This window comes from Ktedonobacter sp. SOSP1-52 (genome assembly GCF_016587395.1).
Window position 1 is genome coordinate 524,452 of record NZ_BNJH01000004.1, and the last position, 22,301, is coordinate 546,752.

16 protein-coding genes and 1 tRNA gene are annotated in these 22,301 nt (G+C 53.1%); 7 read left to right on the forward strand and 10 right to left on the reverse strand.

The genetic code is table 11. From position 1 onward, the window contains the following. Positions 1 to 104: 104 nt before the first annotated feature. A complete protein-coding gene (locus tag JMJ16_RS37430) occupies positions 105 to 1,766 on the reverse strand; it encodes a ribonuclease J (RefSeq protein ID WP_201389836.1) in 1,662 nt (553 codons plus the stop codon). A gap of 444 nt (positions 1,767 to 2,210) precedes the next feature. On the opposite strand from JMJ16_RS37430, the gene JMJ16_RS37435 reads away from it, so the two are divergent. From JMJ16_RS37435 to JMJ16_RS37455, 5 genes are all read left to right on the forward strand, one after another. After that, a tRNA-Phe gene (locus JMJ16_RS37435) sits at positions 2,211 to 2,283 on the forward strand. 689 nt (positions 2,284 to 2,972) lie between these two features. Beyond that, entirely contained in the window at positions 2,973 to 3,209 is a 237-nt protein-coding gene (locus JMJ16_RS57515; protein ID WP_201389838.1) for a CPCC family cysteine-rich protein, read from the forward strand. Positions 3,210 to 3,239: 30 nt separating this feature from the next. Further along, the gene (locus tag JMJ16_RS37445; protein ID WP_201389840.1) at positions 3,240 to 3,779 is read left to right on the forward strand and encodes a hypothetical protein; all 540 of its coding nucleotides are present in this window, start codon (positions 3,240 to 3,242) and stop codon (positions 3,777 to 3,779) included. A 509-nt stretch (positions 3,780 to 4,288) separates the two neighbouring features. Further along, positions 4,289 to 6,178, forward strand: coding sequence for a hypothetical protein (locus tag JMJ16_RS37450; RefSeq protein ID WP_201389842.1), 1,890 nt, complete (start codon positions 4,289 to 4,291; stop codon positions 6,176 to 6,178). Between the two features lie 154 nt (positions 6,179 to 6,332). Then, positions 6,333 to 7,838, forward strand: coding sequence for an acyltransferase (locus JMJ16_RS37455; protein WP_201389844.1), 1,506 nt, complete (start codon positions 6,333 to 6,335; stop codon positions 7,836 to 7,838). Here JMJ16_RS37455 and JMJ16_RS37460 read toward each other — a convergent pair. From JMJ16_RS37460 to JMJ16_RS37490, 7 genes are all read right to left on the reverse strand, one after another. Then, a complete protein-coding gene (locus tag JMJ16_RS37460; RefSeq protein ID WP_201389846.1) occupies positions 7,807 to 9,528 on the reverse strand; it encodes a hypothetical protein in 1,722 nt (573 codons plus the stop codon). The two genes, JMJ16_RS37455 and JMJ16_RS37460, sit on opposite strands and share 32 nt — an antisense overlap. A 31-nt stretch (positions 9,529 to 9,559) precedes the next feature. Further along, complete coding sequence (locus tag JMJ16_RS37465; protein WP_201381364.1) at positions 9,560 to 9,937, reverse strand: response regulator transcription factor; 378 nt, start codon at positions 9,935 to 9,937, stop codon at positions 9,560 to 9,562. Position 9,938: 1 nt separating this feature from the next. Beyond that, entirely contained in the window at positions 9,939 to 12,614 is a 2,676-nt protein-coding gene (locus JMJ16_RS37470; RefSeq protein WP_201389848.1) for a GAF domain-containing sensor histidine kinase, read from the reverse strand. A gap of 519 nt (positions 12,615 to 13,133) precedes the next feature. Further along, positions 13,134 to 13,880, reverse strand: coding sequence for a LysM peptidoglycan-binding domain-containing protein (locus tag JMJ16_RS37475; protein WP_201389849.1), 747 nt, complete (start codon positions 13,878 to 13,880; stop codon positions 13,134 to 13,136). A gap of 188 nt (positions 13,881 to 14,068) precedes the next feature. After that, positions 14,069 to 15,688 carry an amidohydrolase gene (locus JMJ16_RS37480; RefSeq protein WP_201389850.1) on the reverse strand — a complete coding sequence of 540 codons (1,620 nt, stop codon included), beginning with the start codon at positions 15,686 to 15,688 and terminating at the stop codon, positions 14,069 to 14,071. 99 nt (positions 15,689 to 15,787) lie between these two features. Beyond that, entirely contained in the window at positions 15,788 to 16,714 is a 927-nt protein-coding gene (locus tag JMJ16_RS37485; protein ID WP_201389851.1) for an alpha/beta fold hydrolase, read from the reverse strand. A gap of 359 nt (positions 16,715 to 17,073) precedes the next feature. Then, positions 17,074 to 18,102, reverse strand: a complete 1,029-nt coding sequence (locus JMJ16_RS37490; protein ID WP_201389852.1) for a class I SAM-dependent methyltransferase — start codon at positions 18,100 to 18,102, stop codon at positions 17,074 to 17,076. Between the two features lie 4 nt (positions 18,103 to 18,106). Between JMJ16_RS37490 and JMJ16_RS37495 the strand changes: the two genes are divergently transcribed. Continuing rightward, positions 18,107 to 18,775: a transaldolase family protein gene (locus JMJ16_RS37495; protein ID WP_201389853.1), complete on the forward strand. Its 669-nt coding sequence runs from the start codon at positions 18,107 to 18,109 to the stop codon at positions 18,773 to 18,775. A 205-nt stretch (positions 18,776 to 18,980) separates the two neighbouring features. On the opposite strand, the gene JMJ16_RS37500 is transcribed toward JMJ16_RS37495, so the two are convergent. Beyond that, positions 18,981 to 19,247 carry a hypothetical protein gene (locus JMJ16_RS37500; protein ID WP_201389854.1) on the reverse strand — a complete coding sequence of 89 codons (267 nt, stop codon included), beginning with the start codon at positions 19,245 to 19,247 and terminating at the stop codon, positions 18,981 to 18,983. A gap of 843 nt (positions 19,248 to 20,090) precedes the next feature. On the opposite strand from JMJ16_RS37500, the gene JMJ16_RS37505 reads away from it, so the two are divergent. Then, complete coding sequence (locus tag JMJ16_RS37505) at positions 20,091 to 21,122, forward strand: glycosyltransferase family 2 protein (RefSeq protein WP_201389856.1); 1,032 nt, start codon at positions 20,091 to 20,093, stop codon at positions 21,120 to 21,122. An 11-nt stretch (positions 21,123 to 21,133) separates the two neighbouring features. Here the strand turns inward: JMJ16_RS37505 and JMJ16_RS37510 are convergent, their stop codons facing one another. Continuing rightward, positions 21,134 to 22,072, reverse strand: coding sequence for a metallophosphoesterase (locus JMJ16_RS37510; protein ID WP_201389857.1), 939 nt, complete (start codon positions 22,070 to 22,072; stop codon positions 21,134 to 21,136). Positions 22,073 to 22,301: the final 229 nt, after the last annotated feature.

Below are 22,301 nucleotides of genomic sequence, written 5' to 3' on the forward strand. Positions count from 1 at the left end.
ACTATAACACGCAAAACAGCGCCAAACCGTACAAAGCCTGTGCACAAAAACGCACATAAAAATGGGTCTGGGCGAATGCCTAGACCCATTTTTATGTGCGTTTTTTAAACTTCCATGACGACCGGCAAGATCATGGGACGGCGGCGCGTCTTCTCATAGAGATATTCGCTCAACGTGCTCTTGATCTTGTCCTTCACAAAGGACCAGTCGGAGCTATGGCCGTTCAGGCCACTGAGAGAGTCAATCACACGCTCGCGAGCGCTCGTCAGTAACTCCTCGGCATCGCGCATGTAGACAAAGCCACGCGTCACGATGTCGGGGCCCGCGATAGGCTGACCAGTCTCCTTATCGACGGTGAGCACCGCCATCAGGATACCATCCTGCGACAGCACCTTGCGGTCACGCAAGACAATCTGACCCACGTCACCCACGCTCAAGCCATCAACATAGACATTCCCTGAGGTGGTATGTCCAACCATCTCGATGCGCTCCTGCGTCAGCTCAATGATATCGCCATCCTCAGCAACCACGATGTGCTCCTCAGGAGTACCCAGCGAATAGGCCAGCTTCGCGTGCAGGATCAACTGGCGATACTCGCCGTGAACGGGGAGGAAGAACTTCGGACGCAGCAGACTCAGCATCAGCTTCAACTCTTCCTGCGCGGCGTGTCCGGAGACATGCACATTGGAGAGGCCCTGGTAGAAGACCTCGGCCCCCTGGCGGAAGAGGCTATTAATTGTGCGATGCACCATCTTCTCATTGCCCGGCACCGGAGTCGCGGAGAGAATGACCGTGTCCGCTTCCTGAATGCGCACCAAGCGATGATCCTCGTTCGCGATACGTGTCAGAGCCGATGTTGGCTCACCCTGGCTTCCTGTACAGATGATCACCACCTGCCCGGGATTGAACTTATTGATGTCCTCGGCGCGAATCAACATACCCTTCGGCACACGCAGGTAGCCAAGCTCAATGGCCATCTGCACATTGTTGACCATGCTGCGCCCAACCAGGGCCACAAAGCGCTCATAGCGCTCCGCCGTATCCACCACCTGCTGCACACGCGAGATCAGCGAGGCAAAGGTTGCCACGATCACGCGCCCAGGCGCATTGGCGAAAATCTTGTCCAGCGAGTCATTGATGACGCGCTCGGAGGGCGTATAACCGGGAGACTCAACGCGCGTGCTATCGCCCATCATGAGCAGCACACCCTGATTGCCCAGTTCTCCCAATTTACCAAGATCGGCGGGCTTGCCATCAACGGGGGTATAGTCGAACTTATAGTCGCCCGTATGCACAACAGTACCGATGGGCGTGCGAATGACAATGCCAATCGCATCGGGAATGCTATGGTTGACGCGGAAGAACTCAATCCCACAACTTCCCAGTTCCAGCTTATCCTCAGGGGAGATCACGTTAATGATCGTCTTCTCAAGCAGCCTATGCTCTTTCAGCTTCACCTGAATCAACCCCTGCGTCAGGCGGGTCGCGTAAATGGGGGGAAAGTCAAGCATTGGCAAGACGTAGGGGAGGCTACCAACATGGTCTTCATGTCCGTGCGTAATGAGTATTCCACGTATACGGTGCTTCTTATCAGCCAGATAGCTCGTATCAGGGATCACCAGATCCACGCCAAACATCTCGTCATCTGGAAACATCACCCCCACATCTACGATCAGGATGTCATCACCATACTCGATGACCATCATGTTCTTACCAATCTCGCCCAAGCCACCCAGGGGCACCACTCGAATTTTATCCTTCGTCAATGTATAAAGGACCTCCTAATGAACTATATGTGTATCACGATGTGACAAACGTATCTCTTTTGTGTTGTATATATCTTCACTCCTGCATCCGCCACAGGAGGTAAAGGCAAAATAAGTTATATTATTCCATTTGACAGTGTAGCATAGCAGGTCATAAAACACAAGCAAGGGGTAAGGGCCTAGAACCGTGCCGCCCCACATCGCCCCCCAACCATAAAATGATGTTATGTTTCACTATCGGCAAATCTATAGCTTTTCTCTACTTACTATAACAAACGAAAGAGGTAAAAGCATCCCCAGGCAACCCAAAAGGGCAGATATACGTGTCATCATCCGCAAAGGGAGGCGCGCTCCACCGCAAGCGAACCAATTTTTGCGCGCCGCCAAAAAAAGTCGCCAAAGGGGCTTGACGGTTCGCAAGAGACATGCTATATTATGTCCTGCGCCAAGGTAGCTCAGTCGGTAGAGCACAGCACTGAAAATGCTGGTGTCGCCGGTTCGATCCCGGCCCTTGGCACTCTTAAAGAAGAGGCCCGCGTGCAAGAGCTTGCACGCGGGCCTCTTCTTTGTTCTCATATGCTCGTGACAGCAAAACTGACAGCAACCAGCATCCCCAACCACTACCCATGCCGGTTTATGCGCCTATTTATGCCGATCCGCCCCTTTATTTCGTCGTTGCTCCACCAACCAGATAGATAGGAAGGCTAACAACACAAACGGGCTTCACTTTTCTCTACTTGATACGTTTAGCTAGAGAGAGTTATTAAGATAAAGGAGTCAAGCCACGTATGCAGCAATTCATGATACGCCCCTGTCCTGAGTGTGGGGGCCAACGTATTCCAACGGCCATCGAGTATGGTTTTCACTCATATCCTTTTCGTGTGTTTCCAATGGTACAAAATTCTAAAAACGGCAAATGGTCCGCAGATCAAGCCATAAACACGCCTCTGTCCGCTCTTACTTGTATCAACTGCGGCTATACAGCCTGGTATGCCTCCGAACCAAAGGATCTTATACCACAAAAGTAAGTTTACAAAAAAATTAGGGGCACAGTCACTTATCCTGCGCCCCGGGAGCAGACATTGACAGAATTACGCAGAGAACAAGAACGCATCAAGCAAAGAAACAAAGAAATACAAGAGCTATGCTTTGTTCGCGACACGGGGGAAAGGATATAGTCTGATTTTCGCTCCCAGAAGAGAGGGAGTGCAATATAGATGCCCATGTTGCTACTATAAAACACTGGATAGCAGGGGAGGCTATGATATTTGCCCTGTCTGCTTTTGGGAAGATGATGGACAAGATGATCATGGAGCAGACATGATTTTTGGTGGACCCAATTGGCTAAGTTTGACGGAGGCGCGAGATAATTTCTGGAAGATTGGCGCTTGCAAAGAAGAAGCTTTCAAATTTACTCGTCCTCCACTTCCAGAAGAAGAGTAAGCTTTCATAGCTTGATACAAGAGAATACCTATGAAGAAGAGGCGCGATACACATAACCCTCTGCCTAACCAATGGCTCTTTACCTGCCCTATTAAGATGCCAACAAGCACCATTGCTGTTATATTGGGCATGACTCAGAGTGGTATCACAGAAGTCGACGCGCACACGTGGCAGGGTGAATGGGATATGGCCAACGCCTTTGTGCGCGAATATGGTTATGATGAGCCCATCCTCTCTGAATTTCGTGAAGGGCACAAAGTAAACTGGGATGCCCCGGAAGACTGGATGTTTACCCGTGCATACATCAATAACTCAACACCACTAGCGCCTAATAGCAACTTTGTGGGCGAGCTTCTGGTTATTCGTCGGGTTCGACCAGGGCAAGAAAAAATACTGGCGTTTGTTGCCAGTATGGTCGCGGCTCACGTGAAATGGGAAAGCAAACGCCATCATCCTGATCCTGTGCTAGCCATACGCCCCCTGGCCCTGGTACTGGAAGGTTGGGAAACATCACTCCTGACCTATAGCAAAACTGAAACCTGGGTAGTCAATGCGTGGGCAGAACAATAAGGGAATAAAATCATGAGAGCAGGTTGGAGATGGCCCAGCGGCCCCGCTGCTCCTTCGGCACATGAAACTGATTGACCGACGTAAATGACATAAAGGAGCGCTCGAAGGGGTTTTCAGAGGTCATAGTTTTTTCTCCTCCCAACACATCAACCACACTGCCTATCAGGAGCTTGAAAAACAATGTGTACAGGGGTTCTTTAACTTGACGAGGCTGTAATTGCAGGTCGTAATTTCTACAAAGACAATACGAAGGAATAACAATAGATGATAACTTTAAAATGATTATATGTCCACTATTTATAAATAAAAGCGCTTTTTTTCAAGTTAAAATGCGCATATAGAAAAAATTGAAAGTGGGCACGTGTTTCTGCTATGCTATGTCAGGTAGAGTTATTGTTTGCCAACTTTATAAAGCAGACGTGCGATAAGACCCGACGCTGCGTTGGGCAGCAACCAAAGACCAATCTTTTACATACAAATCCAGTATTTTTCTGAGCAAGGACTTTAGCGTGAAAACGACCAGAACAGAACGCCTCGCCCTTCTTCAACATCAGATTGAGCGCCTCGAAGCTCGTCGCGCCAGACGTGAACTAAAATCAAACTACTTCGCCTGGCAGCAGGTCATGGCGCTGTTGCTTGGCTTTGTGATTAGCTTCGTGCTGCTCGCGATCTTTCGCCCGCTGGGTGTGCTAGCCATCCTGGGCGCCATAGCGTACTTCTACTATTCTCGCAAGCAACAGGTGGCCTACAGCGATAGCGCGCTCAAACTAAAAAACCTGGTACAGTTCTATGAGACGCAGGTGGCCCGCGCTACGCTGGACTGGGAGCATATTCCCGCTGTGCCAGCCAGGAGCGAGCAATCAGATCATCCCTTTGAGAACGACCTGGATATCTCGGGCGAGTATTCGCTGCACCAGTTGCTTAATACAGCTTTCTCTCATGAGGGTTCGCTGCATCTGCGCAAGTGGCTTTTGCAGCGCGAGCCAGACCTGGAGACCATTCAGCAGCGCCAGGCCCTGGTGCGCGAACTGACCACACAGACGCGCTTTCGCCACAAGCTGGCCTTTCACTCGCTCTACACAACGCGCTACATGAGCGAACTCTTTGATGCCAAACGCATCCTGCTCTGGCTGGCCCAGGATGACGCGCCGCGTCCGCCACGCTATAAGTTACTCGTCCCCTGCGTCTTGACGGTGATCCTACTCGCATCGCTCCTGCTCTACGCGCTGGGAATACTTCCCGTGATGGTCCCTCTGGTCTCGCTGCTGGTAAGTGTGTCCTGGTCGCTCTTTACTATGCGCGACCGCCTGGCTCTCTTCGCGGACGCCTCTTTTATCAGCCAGAGCTTCGCGCAATTGGGGGATATCTTTGGCTACCTGGAGCACTATCCCTATCAGGAGGGTTCGCGCCTGCAAGAGCTATGCGCGCCCTTCGCGCAGGAGAAAGCCCAGGGTCCTACACACCTCCTGACACGCCTACGTCGCCTGGCACGCATGGCCTCGTTCTCACAGGACCAGGTGGGGGCGCTCTTCCTGAATGCCATCCTGCCGTGGGACGCTTATATCGCGGACCAGCTGGCCCTCTCCAAACAAGTCGCCATTACTAACCTGCCTCAGTGGCTCTCGGCCTGGTTTGAGCTGGAGGCGCTCTGCTCATTGGCAAATTTCGCTTATCTCAACCCTGAATACACCCTGCCAGAGGTAGTCGCCCAGGAGAAGCGGGGAGACGCGCCCTTGCTCCAGGGTACGGCACTTGGGCACCCGCTACTAGAGCCAGAGGGCAAGGTGACCAATGATGTCAGCTTCGCACGTCAGGGCGATGTGATGCTGATTACAGGCTCTAATATGGCGGGGAAAAGCACCTTCCTGCGTACTGTAGGACTCAATCTCTGTCTGGCCTACGCGGGTGGACCAGTCAATGCGGCCTCGCTGCGTACCACGCTCTTTGAGCTCTGCTGCTGTATCCGCGTCGTGGATTCGGTGACAGATGGCTACTCATACTTCTACGCCGAGGTGCGACGCCTACGCCAGATTCTCTCGCGCTTGCAGGGCCAGCCACGCTACCCGCTCTTCTTCTTGATTGACGAGATTTTCAAAGGCACCAATAACCGCGAGCGACTGATCGGCAGCCACGCCTATATCTATGCCCTGGCGGGCCAGCACTGCCTGGGAGCAATCTCGACGCATGACCTGGAACTGGTCGCACTCTCTGACGAACTTCCGCAAATCTACAACTATCATTTCCGCGAGCACGTCATCAAAGGCAAAATGAGCTTTGATTACTGCCTGCGTACGGGTCCCTGCCCCACGTCTAACGCGCTCAAGATCATGCGCCTTGAGGGCCTGCCCATTAGCTGGCCCGGCGCGCCAGCCGTCCCCGCCCAGCTAGAAGAGGTGTAAGTGTGAAAGGAAGTGCAATGGCGGGCTGGCTTTGCTAGCTGGTCATTACACTTCCTTTCACACTTGGTCCTATGGTAGTTGCGTTTGCTATTCTTTGTCCGTTTGTACATAGAGCGACCAGGGTCAGAAGTACAACAATCGTAGAGGATTTTCGATGCAGGCACAGAAAGAGTTAGAATCACGTACGATACCATTCTGGAAACGTATTTTTCCGTATATCAGTTATCTTCTAGAGGGGAAACAGGCCGACCATAAGCAGAATACCATTGCCGCGCTGGACGGGGTACGCGCCATTGCCTGTTTGATTGTCGTGGCCTTCCATCTCTCATTGATTACGACGCGAGATGTGCCTTTATGGACAGCTTCGCAATTCAATCCCCTCTTTTCGGCTGTGGCTTTCGCGGGAGATACAGGGGTCAATCTCTTCTTTGTCCTCTCAGGTTTTCTGCTCTTTATGCCCTTCGCAAGTGCCATTCTCTGGCGCAAACCCCGCCCCTCATGGAAGCGCTTCTACCTGCGGCGTATCTTCCGTATCCTGCCCGCTTACTATGTCTCGCTGCTCTTGATGATCCTGCTCTTTCGCCCGGATTATCTTAGCATCCATCATTGGCAGGGCCTGCTATCTTTTCTGTTTCTCTTTATTGACTCCTCGGCCGATGCCTATAAGCAGATCAATGGTCCCTTCTGGACATTGGCGGTGGAATGGCAATTCTACCTGGCCTTGCCCTTCATCGCGCTAGGGATTGCCTTTCTGGTAGAGCGCTGCTCACAGCGCTCAAGCAATCCCCGTATCCGCCTGGGATGGATCATAGGTAGTCTGTTTGTACTGGCTGCCTGGGGCGTCTTTTCACGCTGGCTGGGCATCTACCTGGTTGCCAATCCACAGCTCGCCACCACGCGCCTCACGAGCTGGTTGATTAACCTTTTTCTCTTCTTTGGTTTTGGCGCACCTGTGGCTGGACTCCATGGCAAATTTATGGAGGATTTCGCCATGGGCATGCTGGTAAGTACGCTCTATATCTACACTCAAAGCATGCCTGGAAAGGGGGGGGCCCACTCTTCCAGTATATTAGCAAGCTGGCTGAGCTGCTTGAGCCCTGTGCTTTTCGTGTTCGCGCTCCTGTGGCAGTTAGCGATGTTCGCCTGGAAATTTGCGCAATCAGCGCCCCAGGCCTTTCCATTCTTCACGCAATCTGTGTTCACACCAGCGAATTACGCGACCTATGCTGAACTGGGATATGGCATTGGCTATGGCCTGCTCATTCTGGCGATTCTCTTTGGTCGAAGCTGGCTAAAACGTCCCTTTGAGTGGACGCCGCTCCGCTGGCTTGGCCTGCTTTCGTATGGCCTCTATATGTGGCACTTGAATCTGGTGCGCCTTCCCACTAGCTTTGTGGCTCGGCATCCCGAGTGGCCAGCCTTGTTGCGCTACGCTGTCTACTGGGGCTGGTTCGCCATCTTTATTATTCCCCTGGTCTTCCTGCTCTTCGTCGCCGTTGAGCGCCCCTTTATTCAGTTTGGCGCTCGCCTGACAAAGGCCACAAAAAAGCAGGCGGCTCCTCATCAAGAGGAACCACCTGCTACTATGTCATCCACAGTTACAGTCGAAGACACCCATTCGCCTGGGCTTAGTGAGCCAGGTCCAGCACATATCCATTAGCGACGAGAATTTGATAGGTAAAACCTCTCCTTGGCGCATACTCATCGACGATGGGGAGAGTATATTGATTGTCGCTTTTCACTACATAATCACTATAAATGGGGAAGACATAGGCTGCCTTGCGATCCGCACTTACTATGTCATAATAGTGATGATAACGATTATGGCTATCCTGGAGTTGCCCATTCACCACTGAGCAGATGACACGCTCATTGCTCAAAAGCATAATTTTGTTGCATGTCCAGTAGTCACTATAGAAGTGGGTAACATGATGACTCAACAGCGTATCGATGAGGGCCATGTCGCGAGCATTATTCGCGCTAATCCTTGGCACCTCCGTATAGGCCTTCACGGACCCCACAACTAGTAGGGCGCCAACCAGTGCCAGCAGGGCGCCACAGACAACGCGCCGGACCTGCACCAGCATACGTAACCGTGCCTGAACAGAGATAAAACCCTGCCAGAGAGGCCAGAAGATGGCGGGAGTCGCCACCAGAAAACCGATCAGATAGCGGGCATGAATACCTGGCCAACCAACGGGGGCATAACTAAAGGCATAGAGGTAAAAAGTAAGAACCGCGCTGATGAGCAATGCCAGGTGAATGGCCTGGCGGCGTAGCCAGTGTGTAGATTCCAGCGTAGCCGCTTCTAGCTCGACCTGGCGATTACCACGCCATTCTCTCCAGGCTCCCCACAGGCCCCAGAGCGCCAGAAGAATCGCAATCCCCAGGAGCAGCATATAGCTATAGCCCCAGGTTTCACGAATCAGGTTACAGCTTTGCGAATACGAGGTGGTTGGTCCCAGCAAGGCCAGTTCATTGGCCTGGCAGAAAGGCTCACCCGTCATCATAGGGACGCTGATATCGATAGCATGTTTGAGCGCCAGGATTTTTAGATGCGTCGTCATTCCACCGCTGTTACGCAAGTCATTGAGCACAGAGAGCGAGTCCTCGCCAGGGGCAGCGTGCAGGTTGTAGTAGAGCATGGGGAATGCCCCTACCAGCAAACCAATGAGCGCAGCCAGGGGCGTAATCAATTGCAGCAGCTCGCGCCAGCAGAAGACCATGAGGAGCAAGCCCGTCATCAAGACGAAGGGAGCACCAAGCATATCATCCCAGAGGCCTGTGCCCGCGATTAATCCCCATGCCAGGTAGACGACAATACGCCAACGACACTCACGCAAGCGTTGATATGGACGATAAGAAATAACGAGCCAGCTCGCCAGCAAGAAGAGGAGTGAGCCAAAGAGCAGCGTCTCTGTATAGCCACCGATAGCCGATAATTCCCGTGCCATTACAAATGACGAGCCAGTTCCCAGGAGAAACAGGCAGAACAGCGCCCAGCCCTTGCTATAGATGAGGCGTGTCAGTAAGTAGGTACTAAGCAGAAAGAGGGTAAAAATCAGCAGCAGACCGAAACGCAGCATAAAAAGCGAGGAACCAAAGAGGCGAAAGAGTAAGGCGGCAACATAGGCCTGGTGTGGTCCCATATAATACTGACCATAATAAAAAGTGGGATGCTCACCGTTAAACGCGATGTGCAAGCCCATCAAACCAATCGTACCTTCATCGCTATTTGTCGCCGGCCATCCCTGACTGATTAAACCCAGGCGTATCACAAATGCCAGCACCAGCAATCCCACAAACAATAATTCGTGAGTGCCGATTTTCCTATTTTTTAGCAACTTCATACAAATAACACCTTAAAACTTTATGTCTCTACTATGTGCGCATAAATGGCTCAACGATGCGCAAAACATCATCAACGGAGAAGGGTTTGGGCATCGTCGCGTCCACTTGCAAGGGAATGGTATCTAAGAGATTGTCCAGGGCGGACATTAAGACGATGGCGTGACGCATGCGTATATCTGGCTGGCGCGCCAGTTCCAGGCATACCTCACGTCCATCCATAATGGGCATGAGCATATCAAGAAATACGAGATAAGCATGTCCCTGAAGCATCTTCTCCAGGGCCTCACGCCCATTGCGCGCAATCACAATAGGATAGCCTTCAAAACTGAGAATATCCACCATCATATCGCGAATAATAGGGTCGTCGTCTACAATCAGGATCTCCTGCGGCTTCTTCTGCACCTGCATGTTATTCTCCTGCTTCGGCTGGCGGCTCTACCTGTAGTAGATAAAAAGCGAAAACAGAACCTTCATTGAGCCCACTACTCTCCAACCAGAGCTTGCCCCCCATGGCCTCAACATAGCGCCGGGAGATATACAAGCCTAAGCCCGAACCGCGCACCGGGGTTGTCAACGAGCGCGGCGCACGCACAAATTTATCAAAAATGCGCTGCTGATCTTCTGGCAAGATGCCTTCTCCCTGGTCACGCACCTGGATGACGATGACGGAAGCGTTCCCCTGCTCGACAATGGTCATATGGTCAATTGAACCCTCGGGAAGCTTCTCCGCGACATGTGAGAGAATATCTTCTTCCGCTGTTACGACAATCTCACTCTTCGCTGGCGAGTACTTTGACGCATTATCTAGGAGATTTTGGACTACCTGGCGCAGATGGACCGCATCGGCCCTGACCCACAGACGCTCATCAATAGGGAGCTTAATGCGTTGTTCAATGCTCAAGAGCAGCGTGCTCGCCGCCATCTCAGCCACGGAGCGCACCTGTACCACCTCGGGTTTCAGCTCGAGCTTCTTATCGACAGCGCCCATCTTCGCCGCCTCGGTCATATTCTCAACCAGATCATGCAATTGCTGCGCGGCGGTACTGATCTTAGTCGCGAAGCGCAGAATATCCGAAGGGCCAATGCGTGAACTCTGACGCTTGAGCAGGCTGGAATACCCAATGATAGCGCTCATCGGGGTACGTAACTCATGCGAGGCGGTGACCAGAAATTCGTCCTTCAGCTTATCCATGCGCTGTAGCTCGGCATAGGCCTCTTCGCGCTCAGAGAACAACTGGGCATTGCGAATGGCACTCGCGGCCTGAGCACAGATCGCTAGCAACATTCCAACATCTTTCGGCTTAAAGGTTCGTCCCTCTTTGGGCAACGAGACTGAGAGTAAGCCGATAAAGTCCTCCTGGTAGAACATGGGGATCATCAGGAGCTGTTGCGCCGGGATGGCGTGCAGGAAAAAGATGCCCCCTTCGTTACTATGCTGGGCCAGTTCTTCAATACGCTCTGAGTTGAGATAGAAGAAAGCCTCATCGCGTATCTGCGGCTCCAGAAAGGTCTCCCGGAAGGGGAGGCGGATCATACGTGTCAGGGCCTCATGCTCTTCCTTATTGTGCGGCGGCTCAATGGCGGGCCGCCCACTTCCATCGTCAAGCAGACTGACACTCGGGCGGCCATACATAGCCTCGGCGACCAGCTCTTCATGCGTGGGTGAGAGCTGGAAGAAGACGCATAACTCGACATCGACCAGGCTCGCGACCTTCTCCACAAAGCCATTCAAGAGTTCGTTGATATCCAGCACCGAGGTAATGGTCTGCAAGGTACTATTAATGGCGGCCAGCTGTGCCTCGCGCTGCTTGGCATCTCGCAAGAGGTGACGATCCCGCTCATAGAGCTTGGCATTCTCGATGCTCACGGTCACGATCTGGATCATGGTCTCCAGAACCTGAACTTCCTGCGAAGGGTAGGCGCCCGTCCGGGGACTCGCCAGACTTAAAGAACCCGTAACGCGATTAAACATCTTCATCGGGAGAAAGACGAAAGATTCGGCCTGGCTCTGATCGCCCCAGGCTCCCCGCAAGAGCTCGCCATAACGCTCAACCAAGGCTGGCTCTTGCGCGGGCGAGAATTGCAGGCTCTCCTTCTGTACCTGGGCGACATCCCACCATATGGGGCGCGCCTCTTTGGTCGAGACCGTAGGATTTGTCAGCAGTTCTTCGCACCGCTGTCCATTCTCAATGGCAAAGACATCATAGAGGCAGACGGTATCGCGATCATAGAGAGTCAACTGGAGCGACGAGACATCTACCATCCGCGAGGCAAAGCGATAAATATCTTCAATAAGATCATAAAGCTTAACATTCGTGGGGAAAGCGGTACTGATATCCTGCAAGCGCTGCAAGTACTCACCAGTCCGCCTCTGCGCGCGCTGCAAACGGTCATTCTGGAGATACAACGCTACACGTTCAGCGTATTGCAACGCTTCATGGCGCTGGCGTACCTGAAAGACTGCGCCGCCAGTGTGTTCTAGCTGGTAGAGCACGATGATACCCAGCGTCTGCGGCTGTGGATTCTGGCTCTCAGGAAGCTCAATAGTGTTCACTTCCTGTACGGGCACGACAAGGTAGGCGCTGGGCGTTACATCTACCTGGGGAGTATGACCATAGCTGCGATGAAAGATCGAGAGGTACTCATCATGGGTCATGAGGAAGGCTTCATTGCGCTGCCACACCCGTCCAATGGCATCCTGCCCTCGTGTATAACACTCGCCTACGGCAAAAAGCTCGCTCTGTTGAGGCGTAACATCTTCTACCTCGGGAAGATCAAACTCCTCACCCCGATGCAGCTCCTCGGATTCATCACGCTGAAGCTGGAGCGTCACACGCCGTCTGGGAACGCGCATATTGGCCACACCAGGCTCCAGTAGCTGGCCCGAAGCCAGGGATGCGACGTTGCGCACGCGTATATGACATGTAATGCACATCTGGTTCTCGCTCTCGTCATACAGGGCCATGCAAGCTCCATGCGCATTAAACTGCACCATCATCTGCTGCAACAGTTTTCGTATGAGGGATGCAGAAAAGGTCGTTTCACTATGAAATTCGGAGTTTCCCCAGGTCGAGGCTGAAGTCATTACTTTCCCCTCGGTTCCTCTCTAAACCGCTAGCTGTTTAGTCTTTCGTGTGGAAATGGCGACTATACTACCAAAATAAACGCTACTATCCGTCTTTGCGTAGCATATCATACCACCTTAGTGGATTCAACGCCATTAGTATTAGCGTATCATCACACCTATATCCCTCCCCTCTATCTATTATCCTATACTTGATCTAACGAATTCGATGTGCAGTTTTTTCTGCCGCCTGCGGCGGCAAAGGGGGTAAAAAAGGCATTGAGGACACCCCAAACCCCGCAAGGGGCGCTGTCCCTTGACCCCGTTCCCTCTTTCACCGAATAGCGGCTTGGGAGATCTCTCACTTCCCGCAAAGGGCAGAGCGCCTTGACCCGTTCTCCCCCTTTAGGCAGGCATTGTGCGAAAAGAAGGCGAGCTTTCTCACATGCTCATCAGACTATCCGGTCAAGTTCTTGTAGAGACAGAGAAGCGGTAAGCTGAAAGCTTACCGCTTCTCTGTCTCTACAAGAACTATTTAATTTAGTAGACGAAGGCGATGCCCGCGCCAGGAGTGAGGGTGGTGTAGGCCACCGAATAAGGGTTGGCACCCCAGTTCATGTTGCTGGCGGTGATGGTACCATTGGCGTTGATGCTCTCAACGATGGCCACGTGGCCCAGGCTACCCGCACCCTGCACATAAGGCTGCATGACAACAACCGCACCCTTTACAGGGGTATAGGAGACGCGCCAGCCGAACTGATGAGCGCGGTCAACCCACTGGTAGGCATTCGCGTTGGTGGTCCAGGGCACATAAATACCATGAAGCTGATGATAGCGCTCAGTCGCCCACCATGTGCACTGAGGATAGGCAAAATAGTTGCCAGTTCCCTTACTCAAAGGAGCTGTGTAACCTGTGGTGCTGGTCTGAACCGTTGTGGTTGAGCCATTATCCGAGGTCGTGGTTGTGGACCCGTTTTTGGGAACACAAATATGCTGGTTAACATAAATTACATTTGGATTTGTCAATTTGTTGTAGTCAGCAAGTTTGCTAAAGTTAGTACCATACTGATTCGCAATCTGAGTGAGAGTGTCACCTGATTTGACAATGTATGTCTGGTCATTGCTTCCACAGTAGGAAGCAGCGAACGCGCTAGACATAGAGCCGATGAAGCCCGTCGTAAGCAGCGCTATCGTAAGTACGGTCAGGATAACAACATGTCCTGCAAGGATACTTGTTGTCTGGTGCTGTTTACAGTATTGCCAAGCCTTTTGGTAATACTTCTGCATGTGCGTTTGCCTCCATATACTACATTGCTAATGCGCGGGCCCGTCACCCGCGAGCACCGTATTGGTGTTTACAGTCAATGTGCTGTTCATTGATGTGTATATTAGCATATGCATATCCTGGTACAGCTTGAAACACCTTGAAGCATAGGCCAAAAGGACTATACAAACCAAAACGCCTTAACCCCGCTCTAGATGCTCCCGTACACGATATGGCCCCCTAAGATCGTGGCTGCGACGCCGTTCTCAGGCATTTTTTGTTGCGGTACTGCGAGTATATCGTCGCGCAGGACAATGGCATCTCCCAACTTGCCTCTTGTTAACGATCCTTTCACTTGCTCCTCACCCGCAGCATAGGCTGCGCCTAAGGTATAGGCCCAGAGCGCATCTCGTATGTCAAGCGCCTGGTCTGGCAACCAGGATGGTCGCTGACTAAAGGGATCGCTTCTAACAGTCGCCGCGTAGAGAATACTCAGCGGATCATATGTCTCTACAGGCGCGTCAGAGCCCAAGGCAATGGGAATTCCCATAGCACGCATAGTACGATAGGCATAGGCACGCTTGTGACGCTTGCCCCAGTAGCGTACCGCCAGGTCTCGGTCGGCGACGGCGTGATAGGGTTGAATGGAGGCAACCACGCCCAGGCGTTTCATCCGCTCCAGGTCCTCGGGCGCGATCAACTGCACATGCTCAAGGCGATAGCGGAGCGCCGATGCCTGGGGCGAGAGACCCTCGCGCTGCGCCCACTTCTGAGCATATTCAATCGAGTTGAGCGCGACACGCGCCGCCCGGTCGCCAATAGCATGAATAGCGACTGTCAAGCCCATAGCCGTTGCGTCACGCACGACATCCTGCATCTCTTGCTCGGGAATTGAGAGGATGCCTCGATTGTTGGGATTGCCTTCAAAGCCTTCTAGCATGGCTGCGGTCTGCGAACCCAGCGTTCCATCGGCGAAAATCTTGATGCCACTGACCCCTACCAGGTCATTCTTCTCCATGCTGATGCCATACTCGCGCAGTTGTGGCAACATCTGGCGTGGAAGAATCATCTGCACACGCACACCAAGTTTATTCTCGCTACGCAACTGCTGGAAGAGTTGCAAGGTATTCTCGCCTTCGATATTATGCACGGTAGTGATACCATAGCGCTGGGCCTGGCTCAAGGCGCGCTCTATCAGCAGGCGATCCAGTTCGGGGTCCGAGTGCTCAACTACGCGATATACCAGTTCCGTGGCTCCCTCCTCCTGCAAGACACCCGTTGGCTCGCCTGATCCGTCGCGCAAGATGGCGCCTGTCTCAGGCTCTGGTGTCTCGGCGGTAATGCCTGCGCGCTGGAGGGCCAGAGAGTTGACCCAGAGCAGGTGTCCATCCTTGCTCCAGAGCACGACAGGATGATGGGGGGCTACCGCGTCAAGCGAAGCCTTTGTGGGGAAGCGGCCCGCGCTGTTGCCCGTCCAGGTATTTTTATCCCAGCGCCCGCCCTGAATCCAGCGTCCAGGTGGGGTCTGTTGCGCGCGCTGGCACACGAGTTCGGCGACCTCGTCTTCGCTGGTACACATTTCCGCATCGATATGATGCGCGCGATAGGCGGCGCTCATGAGGTGAATATGCGCATCGATAAAGCCTGGCAAAACGGTCTTGCCACGCAGGTCAACCATTTCGCTCTGCATATCAGCCAGGCGACGGACCTCGTCATCGCTGCCCACAGCGAGAATGCGCCCACTGGCCAGGTCAATCGCCATAGCCTGCGCGCGCGGTTGCGCCGCATCCATCGTATATATGTTTCCATTGAGATAAATAACTCTCGCCATAACCAGACCTACCTTTTCTACCAGTGTATTTTCGCAAGAGGAAGTGCGATGAGCATGGCGGATGCCATGCTCATCGCACTTCCTCTTGCGAAAAATAAACTACTCAGCCATAAAGTCGATGATCGCCTGTGAGAGAATATCTGGCCGATGCAGTTGAATATCGTGCGCGGTGTGCGGCATCCAGAGCACCGAGCAGCGCGAGATGACGCGTGCCACCTGAGAGGCCATATAGCCCTTGGCAGCGGCGAATTCGTTCGCACTTTCCAGGCGCTCGGGCGGATCCTCACCCTGCCGAGGCTGGGCCGCCGCGGGTATCAACAGGACCGGGCAAGTCAGCTTGCCATAGTAGTCCAGGGCGCGATCATCCCAGAGCGAGGCGCGAATTTGCCGCTGCTGCTCAAGTCCCAGGCGCTCTTCAACACTGCCATCCGGATTCTCGCGCACATAGGTATGCACAATGGCCTCAATGTCTGGCGTCCAGAAATCATCCATCTCCTCACGCATCTCGCGCACAAAATCGTTCCAGGAGAGCGAGCGTTCCTGGTCACCTCGCCCACGTAAAAAGCGCTCCCGCGTCATTCCAGGCCAATAGCGCGGTTCGACATGCGGGCAATCGACGAGCACAAGATGGCTGATGAGCGCGGGATGGCGCGCGGCCAGGGCCAGGGCCACACGTCCCCCCCAGCCATGCCCAACCAGAGCGACCTGCCCCAGGCCCAAGGCCGCCATACCATGTACCACATCCTCGGCGATATTCACCAGGTCATAACCCGTCTCCGACTGCTCACTTAAGCCATGGCCCCGCAGGTCAAAGGCGATGACCGGAGAGTGCTTGTAGAGCCGTTCAGCTACCAGGTGCCAGGTATCGGCAGTCGCGCCCAACCCATGCAGCAGTATCAGGGGAATATTATCGTTATCCCATTCCAGGCTCTGCTCCTGAGCCGTGTTCAGTTGTGCCGGATCCCATTCCAGGTAGTGTAGGCGAATAATATCGGTGTCAACAAAAGAACTGCGCGGCTTGATCATCTCTATCCTCATTCTCTAAAGGTAATGAGCAGCAAGCTCCAAAGCCGAACTGCACAAAGACGCTCACCATCAACAGACTTTCCGCGCTCAACTCCAGTGTTAAGCTTATCTCACCTTCCACCCACACTCCTCTTGGACCCTGGCCCCACCACTTCTCAGCACCTGCGGCGCTTCTTTTGGTGTGGGTGGTGTGGTTCTGGCTTGCCTTCGGCAAGCCAGAACCACACCACCCACATCTATGAGCCACTGACGTTGCGTTTGCATAATATGTTATTATATTGTACCTCATCGAAAAGAATATTTTTAGTATACGCGCGTTCGTCTTTGCGAGGCATCTTCACAGCCCTGGTAGCACTCGCTTAGCGCGTGCGTAAGCCATGCGCATACAGCACCTTGAATTTGGTATTACCGCCAACCTCCTCGAAGGCGTGAAAATGTGCGTGTAGCACAGGCTCATATTTCAAAAAGCGATTGGCAACCAGGTAGAGGCGTCCCGTTGGACGCAAAATATGCGCGGACTCGCGGATAAAGCGCTCGGCAATCTCGGTTGTTTGCAGGCCCCCCTGATGAAAAGGGGGATTCGTTGCCACGAGATCGAACTGCTCTGTATAGACGGCGAGCGCCCCATCACTGGGCAGGATACGGACATTGGTTAAGCCCTGCTCAGCGGCCTGTTGCCGAGAGGTCGCCACAGCCGCCAGGCTAACGTCCACCATTGTGACCCGGCCCCTAGTTGCAAGACGCGCGATATGCAGGCCAATAAAACCCGCGCCACACCCCAGGTCAATAGCCTGGTCAGTGGGCTTCACCTCTAGCGCATCCAGCAGCAGGCGCGTCCCCTCATCTAGTTGATTCTCCGCGAAGACCTTCAACACCTCAGAAGCCTTCTCACTGGTGAGTGGATTGTCCTCCTTCACCGAACAGAGCACACGTTGCCCCTTGCTAATTTCCAGGGTCTCACAGTTGCCAAAGATCGCCTGCATATGCTTGCCAATGGTCAGAATTCCTCGCTCCTTCGCGCCAGCCACGTAGAGCCTGCCGCCTTTGCGTAGCGCGTGGGCCGCGACGCGCAAGCCATATATCATCCAGGCGTTAGATGGCTGGTAGAGAAGATTCATCAGCGCAACCTCTACCTCACCCGCATCGTGGGATAAGATATAATCATGAAAAGCCACATGCTGCACGCGCTCAGGAGCGATATGCATGCTGGCCTCAGCATTGGCAATCGAATCTTCAGCGAGAACCAAGCGCACATCCTGGATCTGCTGTGTTTGGCGCCCCTCTACTAGGCGGCGTACATAAGGATCGAGCGCGGAATTAAGGACAAGTACAGACTCATGCCCCGCGAGGCGAACGGTTGCATCAAGTAAAGAAGATTGGAGTTTCATAGCTATGGCCCTTTACATTGATAGTGCTTTTCTCGATGATATTATAGCCGTTGCGCGAGTCGTCCCCATAGCGGGAGTGACGACTAACCCAACGTTGATGCTCACCGCACGCCAACGCGGTCAAACCCTGAGCCCCCAGGCTCTCCTGGAAGAACTTCTGCGCCAGCTATCCAGCGAGACTATTTTTATCCAGCCAGGAGCAAGCGTGGCTGAAGAGGTGCTACGTGAGGCGCTTACGTATATCAACGCCGCCCCCGAGCGAGTCGTTCCGAAGATTCCGCTGACACAGAGCGGAATGCGTGTTGCCCGGCAGCTTAAGCAGCAGGGACGACGCATCGCCTTTACCGCCGTCACCTCGCTGGCCCAGACCTACAGTGCCGCCATGGTTCCCGCAGATTATATCATCCCCTACTATAATCGTTTAACGCGCGCTGGGGTTGACGCCAGCCAGCGTATCCATTGCATGGCGCAACTTCTTACGCAGTCCGCTCTCCCCTCACGCATCCTCGCGGCCAGCATCAAAACACCGTTAGAGGCTGCATCCGCGCTCCTGGCCGGTGCGCACGACCTGACCGTGGCACCCGAGGTATTACTGGAGATGGTCACAGACCCGGAGTCCGAGGCCGCCGTCGAGCGTTTCTCCCAGGATTGGCAGAAGATGAAAAAACTGTAATTATTCTTTTCGTTGCTTTTGCCAATACTATGAAATACTATTCATCATACACGTTTATCAATTCATTGCTTCGTCATCACTTCATGTTATAGTATTGTCGTAACGGAAAAGAGGAAACCCCTGGTCAGGAACCCCATAGCGAAAGTAAGGGTCTTTTCTCCTAGTTTTCGCTAAGACGTGTCTCTGTTCCTCCTTTTTGGGGAGGTTAGGCACATTCACTATCCTGAGCAGACTCAGCCAGGGCAAACTTGATGGATAGAATCATCAAGGCTATCGGGCTACGATATCGGTAAGCGTTTACGTTCCTACCTGCGGGTGCGAGGCCAGCTCGCTGCTCTAGAACTCTTGAGTTAACCAGCGATAGCGGGGTTAAAGCAGTGCTCAAGAGATAGTACCGACCGATATCTTTGTCGAGGCCAACCTTACCTCCAAGGCGCAAGCTGAGGAGAGGGGTTTGGAGTCGTTCCGACAAAAACGACTCCCCTGCAAGGGGAAATCTGCTGCGTAGGCGGCGCTTCCTCCCCAGACATCAACGTTGGGGCTTTAGCGTCGCATCAGGTAAAATATCTGACCAATAGGTGGGATAATCGGAGAACGGCCGGGGAGACAGCGCCAAGGTGGAGCGTGGGGATATGTAGATGAGATAGGCGTTGCTTAAGGTGGTGGATCGCATTATATGCACTTTTGATGATGCAGTGGGGAGCCTGGAAGTGGGAGACCATGTGGTTGCGGAAGATGTCAGGCGTCAGGGTAGGCGATATGGTGCGATGCAGGTGGTCAGTCATAGGACATAGTCGAACTCTGTAAGTGGTAAGAGAGGGATAATTGGTCTCGTGGTGGTCTTCTTGTCTACGACCTATCCGGAAACCTAAGCGCGGAGCGCTCGCCACAATAATGGCATTGGTTTGTGGATAAGAAGTAGTGGTGCTTACGTGGTAAGGGTGTTTTGCTCAGGTACCTGGGGGTGGGGATTGATGAGGGGTCGCAAAGGTACCGGCACCAGGGGTGCGAATGGGTATGCCACTATCTATCTGAGCCAAATAGATGGATATTGGGGAAAGTGGGAAGTGGAAGAGCCAGGCATGCACATTCTTCTTAATAGAAACCGGAACGGGTGGTGATGAGAGGTGGTGGTGAGAAGCCTGTGGAGTGTTCTCCACAGGCTTCTTCTTGTTTTAAGAAACAGGTGTGCCCAGCTCCAACAGTAAAAACCTCCCACTACTATCATAGCTAGAAATATCATGGTAAACTTATGCCTGAAAGGCTACTTGCTAAGAAAGAAAAAGGCCTAAAGGTACGAGGAGAAAAACGTACAATGGTTGTCCAACAAGAAGAAAGTTCAACTACACCACCTACCACCCAACTAACGTATTCAATTGTTGCTCCGGTCTTTAACGAGGAAGAGACCATTCCCCACTTTTACGCTCGGGTTGTAGCTGTTATGGAACAGTTACAGGAACCATTCGAGCTAGTTTTGATCAATGATGGTAGTCGCGATAACTCTTACCAGATTTTGCAGTCACTTCATCGGCAAGACACTCGCGTGCGCGTAGTTGATTTCTCGCGCAACTTTGGGCACCAGGTTGCGATCTCAGCGGGACTCGACTACGCTCAGGGACAGGCTGTGGTTATTATTGACTCCGATCTACAAGATCCACCCGAAGTCATTCTACAGCTGATTGAACGTTGGAAGGCGGGAGCCGAGGTCGTATATGCTCAACGCGCCAAACGCGATGGCGAGACAAAATTCAAGCTTATCACCGCCTCGCTTTTTTACCGCCTCATTAGCCGCATCACCTCTGTCGAGATTCCACGCAATGTAGGTGATTTTCGCCTGCTGGATCGTCACGTTGTGGATGCCCTGATCTCCATGCGTGAGCATCATCGCTTTATGCGCGGCCTCTCAGCCTGGGTTGGTTTTCGCCAGGAGGCCGTTCTTTATGACCGCCATGAGCGCTTCGCCGGAACAACCAAATATCCATTCCAGAAAATGCTCCGCTTCTCAATGGATGCAATTACCAGCTTCAGTCACCTACCCTTGCAAATCGCGACTACCTTCGGCATGATCCTGGCTTTCTTAAGCCTGATAGGCATTATTATTGCGATTGCGCTACGTCTCTTCACGGATGCAATTGTAGGACAGGCTTCGACCCTGATTATGGTGCTCTTTATGGGAGGCATACAGCTCATTTTTCTCGGCATCATCGGAGAATACCTGGGACGTATCTACGATGAGGTACGCGCACGCCCCCTCTATATTGTGCATCATCTCCTTGGACTCGAGGAGGAAGAAAAAGTGACTCGTGCGAGGCAGGGAATACGCTCTCCCAGGCGAACAGTAAAATAAGCAAACCTTGTTTAGCGTATACTCACGCGCCACTCTTTGAGCCAACGCCGGGAGTGGTGCTCACGCGCACGGATCAGCGCCTCTTCCCCTCTTATCTGAAAGGCGAAACTCACCACTACATCCGGCTCATCGGGGACATAGGTCACGGTTTGCAGCTCCTTATCAATACGGACCGCGCCTTGATTCCCTGTATACCAGGGCGACATGAGGTTGACAAAGGTCACCGTGTTCTGCCCCAACTGCTCGCTCTTGACGAGACCCGGAGCCTCCCAGCCAGTATGGGTATGCCCGCTGAGAAAGAGGCAGGTCCGGTCGTGGCGCGCCAGGATATCACGCACGGCCTGCGAGTTCTCGGGCGAGAAGAAGTTCTGCATAGAGTTATAGTCACGACCGACATGTGGGTCGCGGTCCAGGACGGTGTTGCGCAGCGGGGCATGAAAGAAGATAGCGGCTGGTTTCCCGCGAGAAGCCATCAAGGTCTCGTCCAGGAACGCCAACGTCTCACGTGAGACATAGACATAGGCCGGGTCCTGAAGCATATGTGGATCTGGGTAGTCGAGCATAATGCAGGTGACGCCTCCCACCTGCCAGCTATAGCGCGGGGGCCGCTGCCAGAAGTGATGAAAAGTCTCTAGCATAGTGGCTGGATCTTCGCCATCGGGGCCATGAAATTCATGATTGCCCACACCCGGATAGAAAGGAATATCGCCCAGCTCTCGAGTAAGGCAGGTCCGGGCAAGCTCATAGTTAGCGGGCGCGCAGGTCTCCACCAGATCACCCGGGGCGGCACAGAAGGCAGGCTCCCCCTCCTCCTGCCAGAGCGCGCGCAGATCAACAAACATTAACTGCAAACGCTGCTCGTGCACCTCGTGCCAGGCCGGCATGGCACGGTAGTGCATATCTCCAATCGCCCAGAAATAGAGGGCCGCCTCATGCGTTCCTTCACTCATATTCACCTCTCTGTATGCATTTCTAACTCTGTACTATTGTAAACTATACATATTAAGGCGGGGTAATTAGAGTATAGAGTATATGACGTGACCGGGCCATTAGCCCGGTCACGTCATATACTCTATTAAAGCACAGGCACATAAGTCAATAACATAATTCATAGTAAACTTTATTTTTGCACAATAACACACCCTGCCAGCCCCTGAAAAAACCTGGCATCCCAAAGGG

Coding starts and splice junctions, on each gene's coding strand:
- JMJ16_RS37445 (WP_201389840.1), top strand. CDS start 3,240: ATGAAGAAGAGGCGCGATACACATAACCCTCTGCCTAACCAATGGCTC.
- JMJ16_RS37455 (WP_201389844.1), top strand. CDS start 6,333: ATGCAGGCACAGAAAGAGTTAGAATCACGTACGATACCATTCTGGAAA.
- JMJ16_RS37460 (WP_201389846.1), bottom strand. CDS start 9,528: ATGAAGTTGCTAAAAAATAGGAAAATCGGCACTCACGAATTATTGTTT.
- JMJ16_RS37465 (WP_201381364.1), bottom strand. CDS start 9,937: ATGCAGGTGCAGAAGAAGCCGCAGGAGATCCTGATTGTAGACGACGAC.
- JMJ16_RS37470 (WP_201389848.1), bottom strand. CDS start 12,614: ATGACTTCAGCCTCGACCTGGGGAAACTCCGAATTTCATAGTGAAACG.
- JMJ16_RS37475 (WP_201389849.1), bottom strand. CDS start 13,880: ATGCAGAAGTATTACCAAAAGGCTTGGCAATACTGTAAACAGCACCAG.
- JMJ16_RS37480 (WP_201389850.1), bottom strand. CDS start 15,688: ATGGCGAGAGTTATTTATCTCAATGGAAACATATATACGATGGATGCG.
- JMJ16_RS37485 (WP_201389851.1), bottom strand. CDS start 16,714: ATGATCAAGCCGCGCAGTTCTTTTGTTGACACCGATATTATTCGCCTA.
- JMJ16_RS37490 (WP_201389852.1), bottom strand. CDS start 18,102: ATGAAACTCCAATCTTCTTTACTTGATGCAACCGTTCGCCTCGCGGGG.
- JMJ16_RS37495 (WP_201389853.1), top strand. CDS start 18,107: ATGGCCCTTTACATTGATAGTGCTTTTCTCGATGATATTATAGCCGTT.
- JMJ16_RS37505 (WP_201389856.1), top strand. CDS start 20,091: ATGGTTGTCCAACAAGAAGAAAGTTCAACTACACCACCTACCACCCAA.
- JMJ16_RS37510 (WP_201389857.1), bottom strand. CDS start 22,072: ATGAGTGAAGGAACGCATGAGGCGGCCCTCTATTTCTGGGCGATTGGA.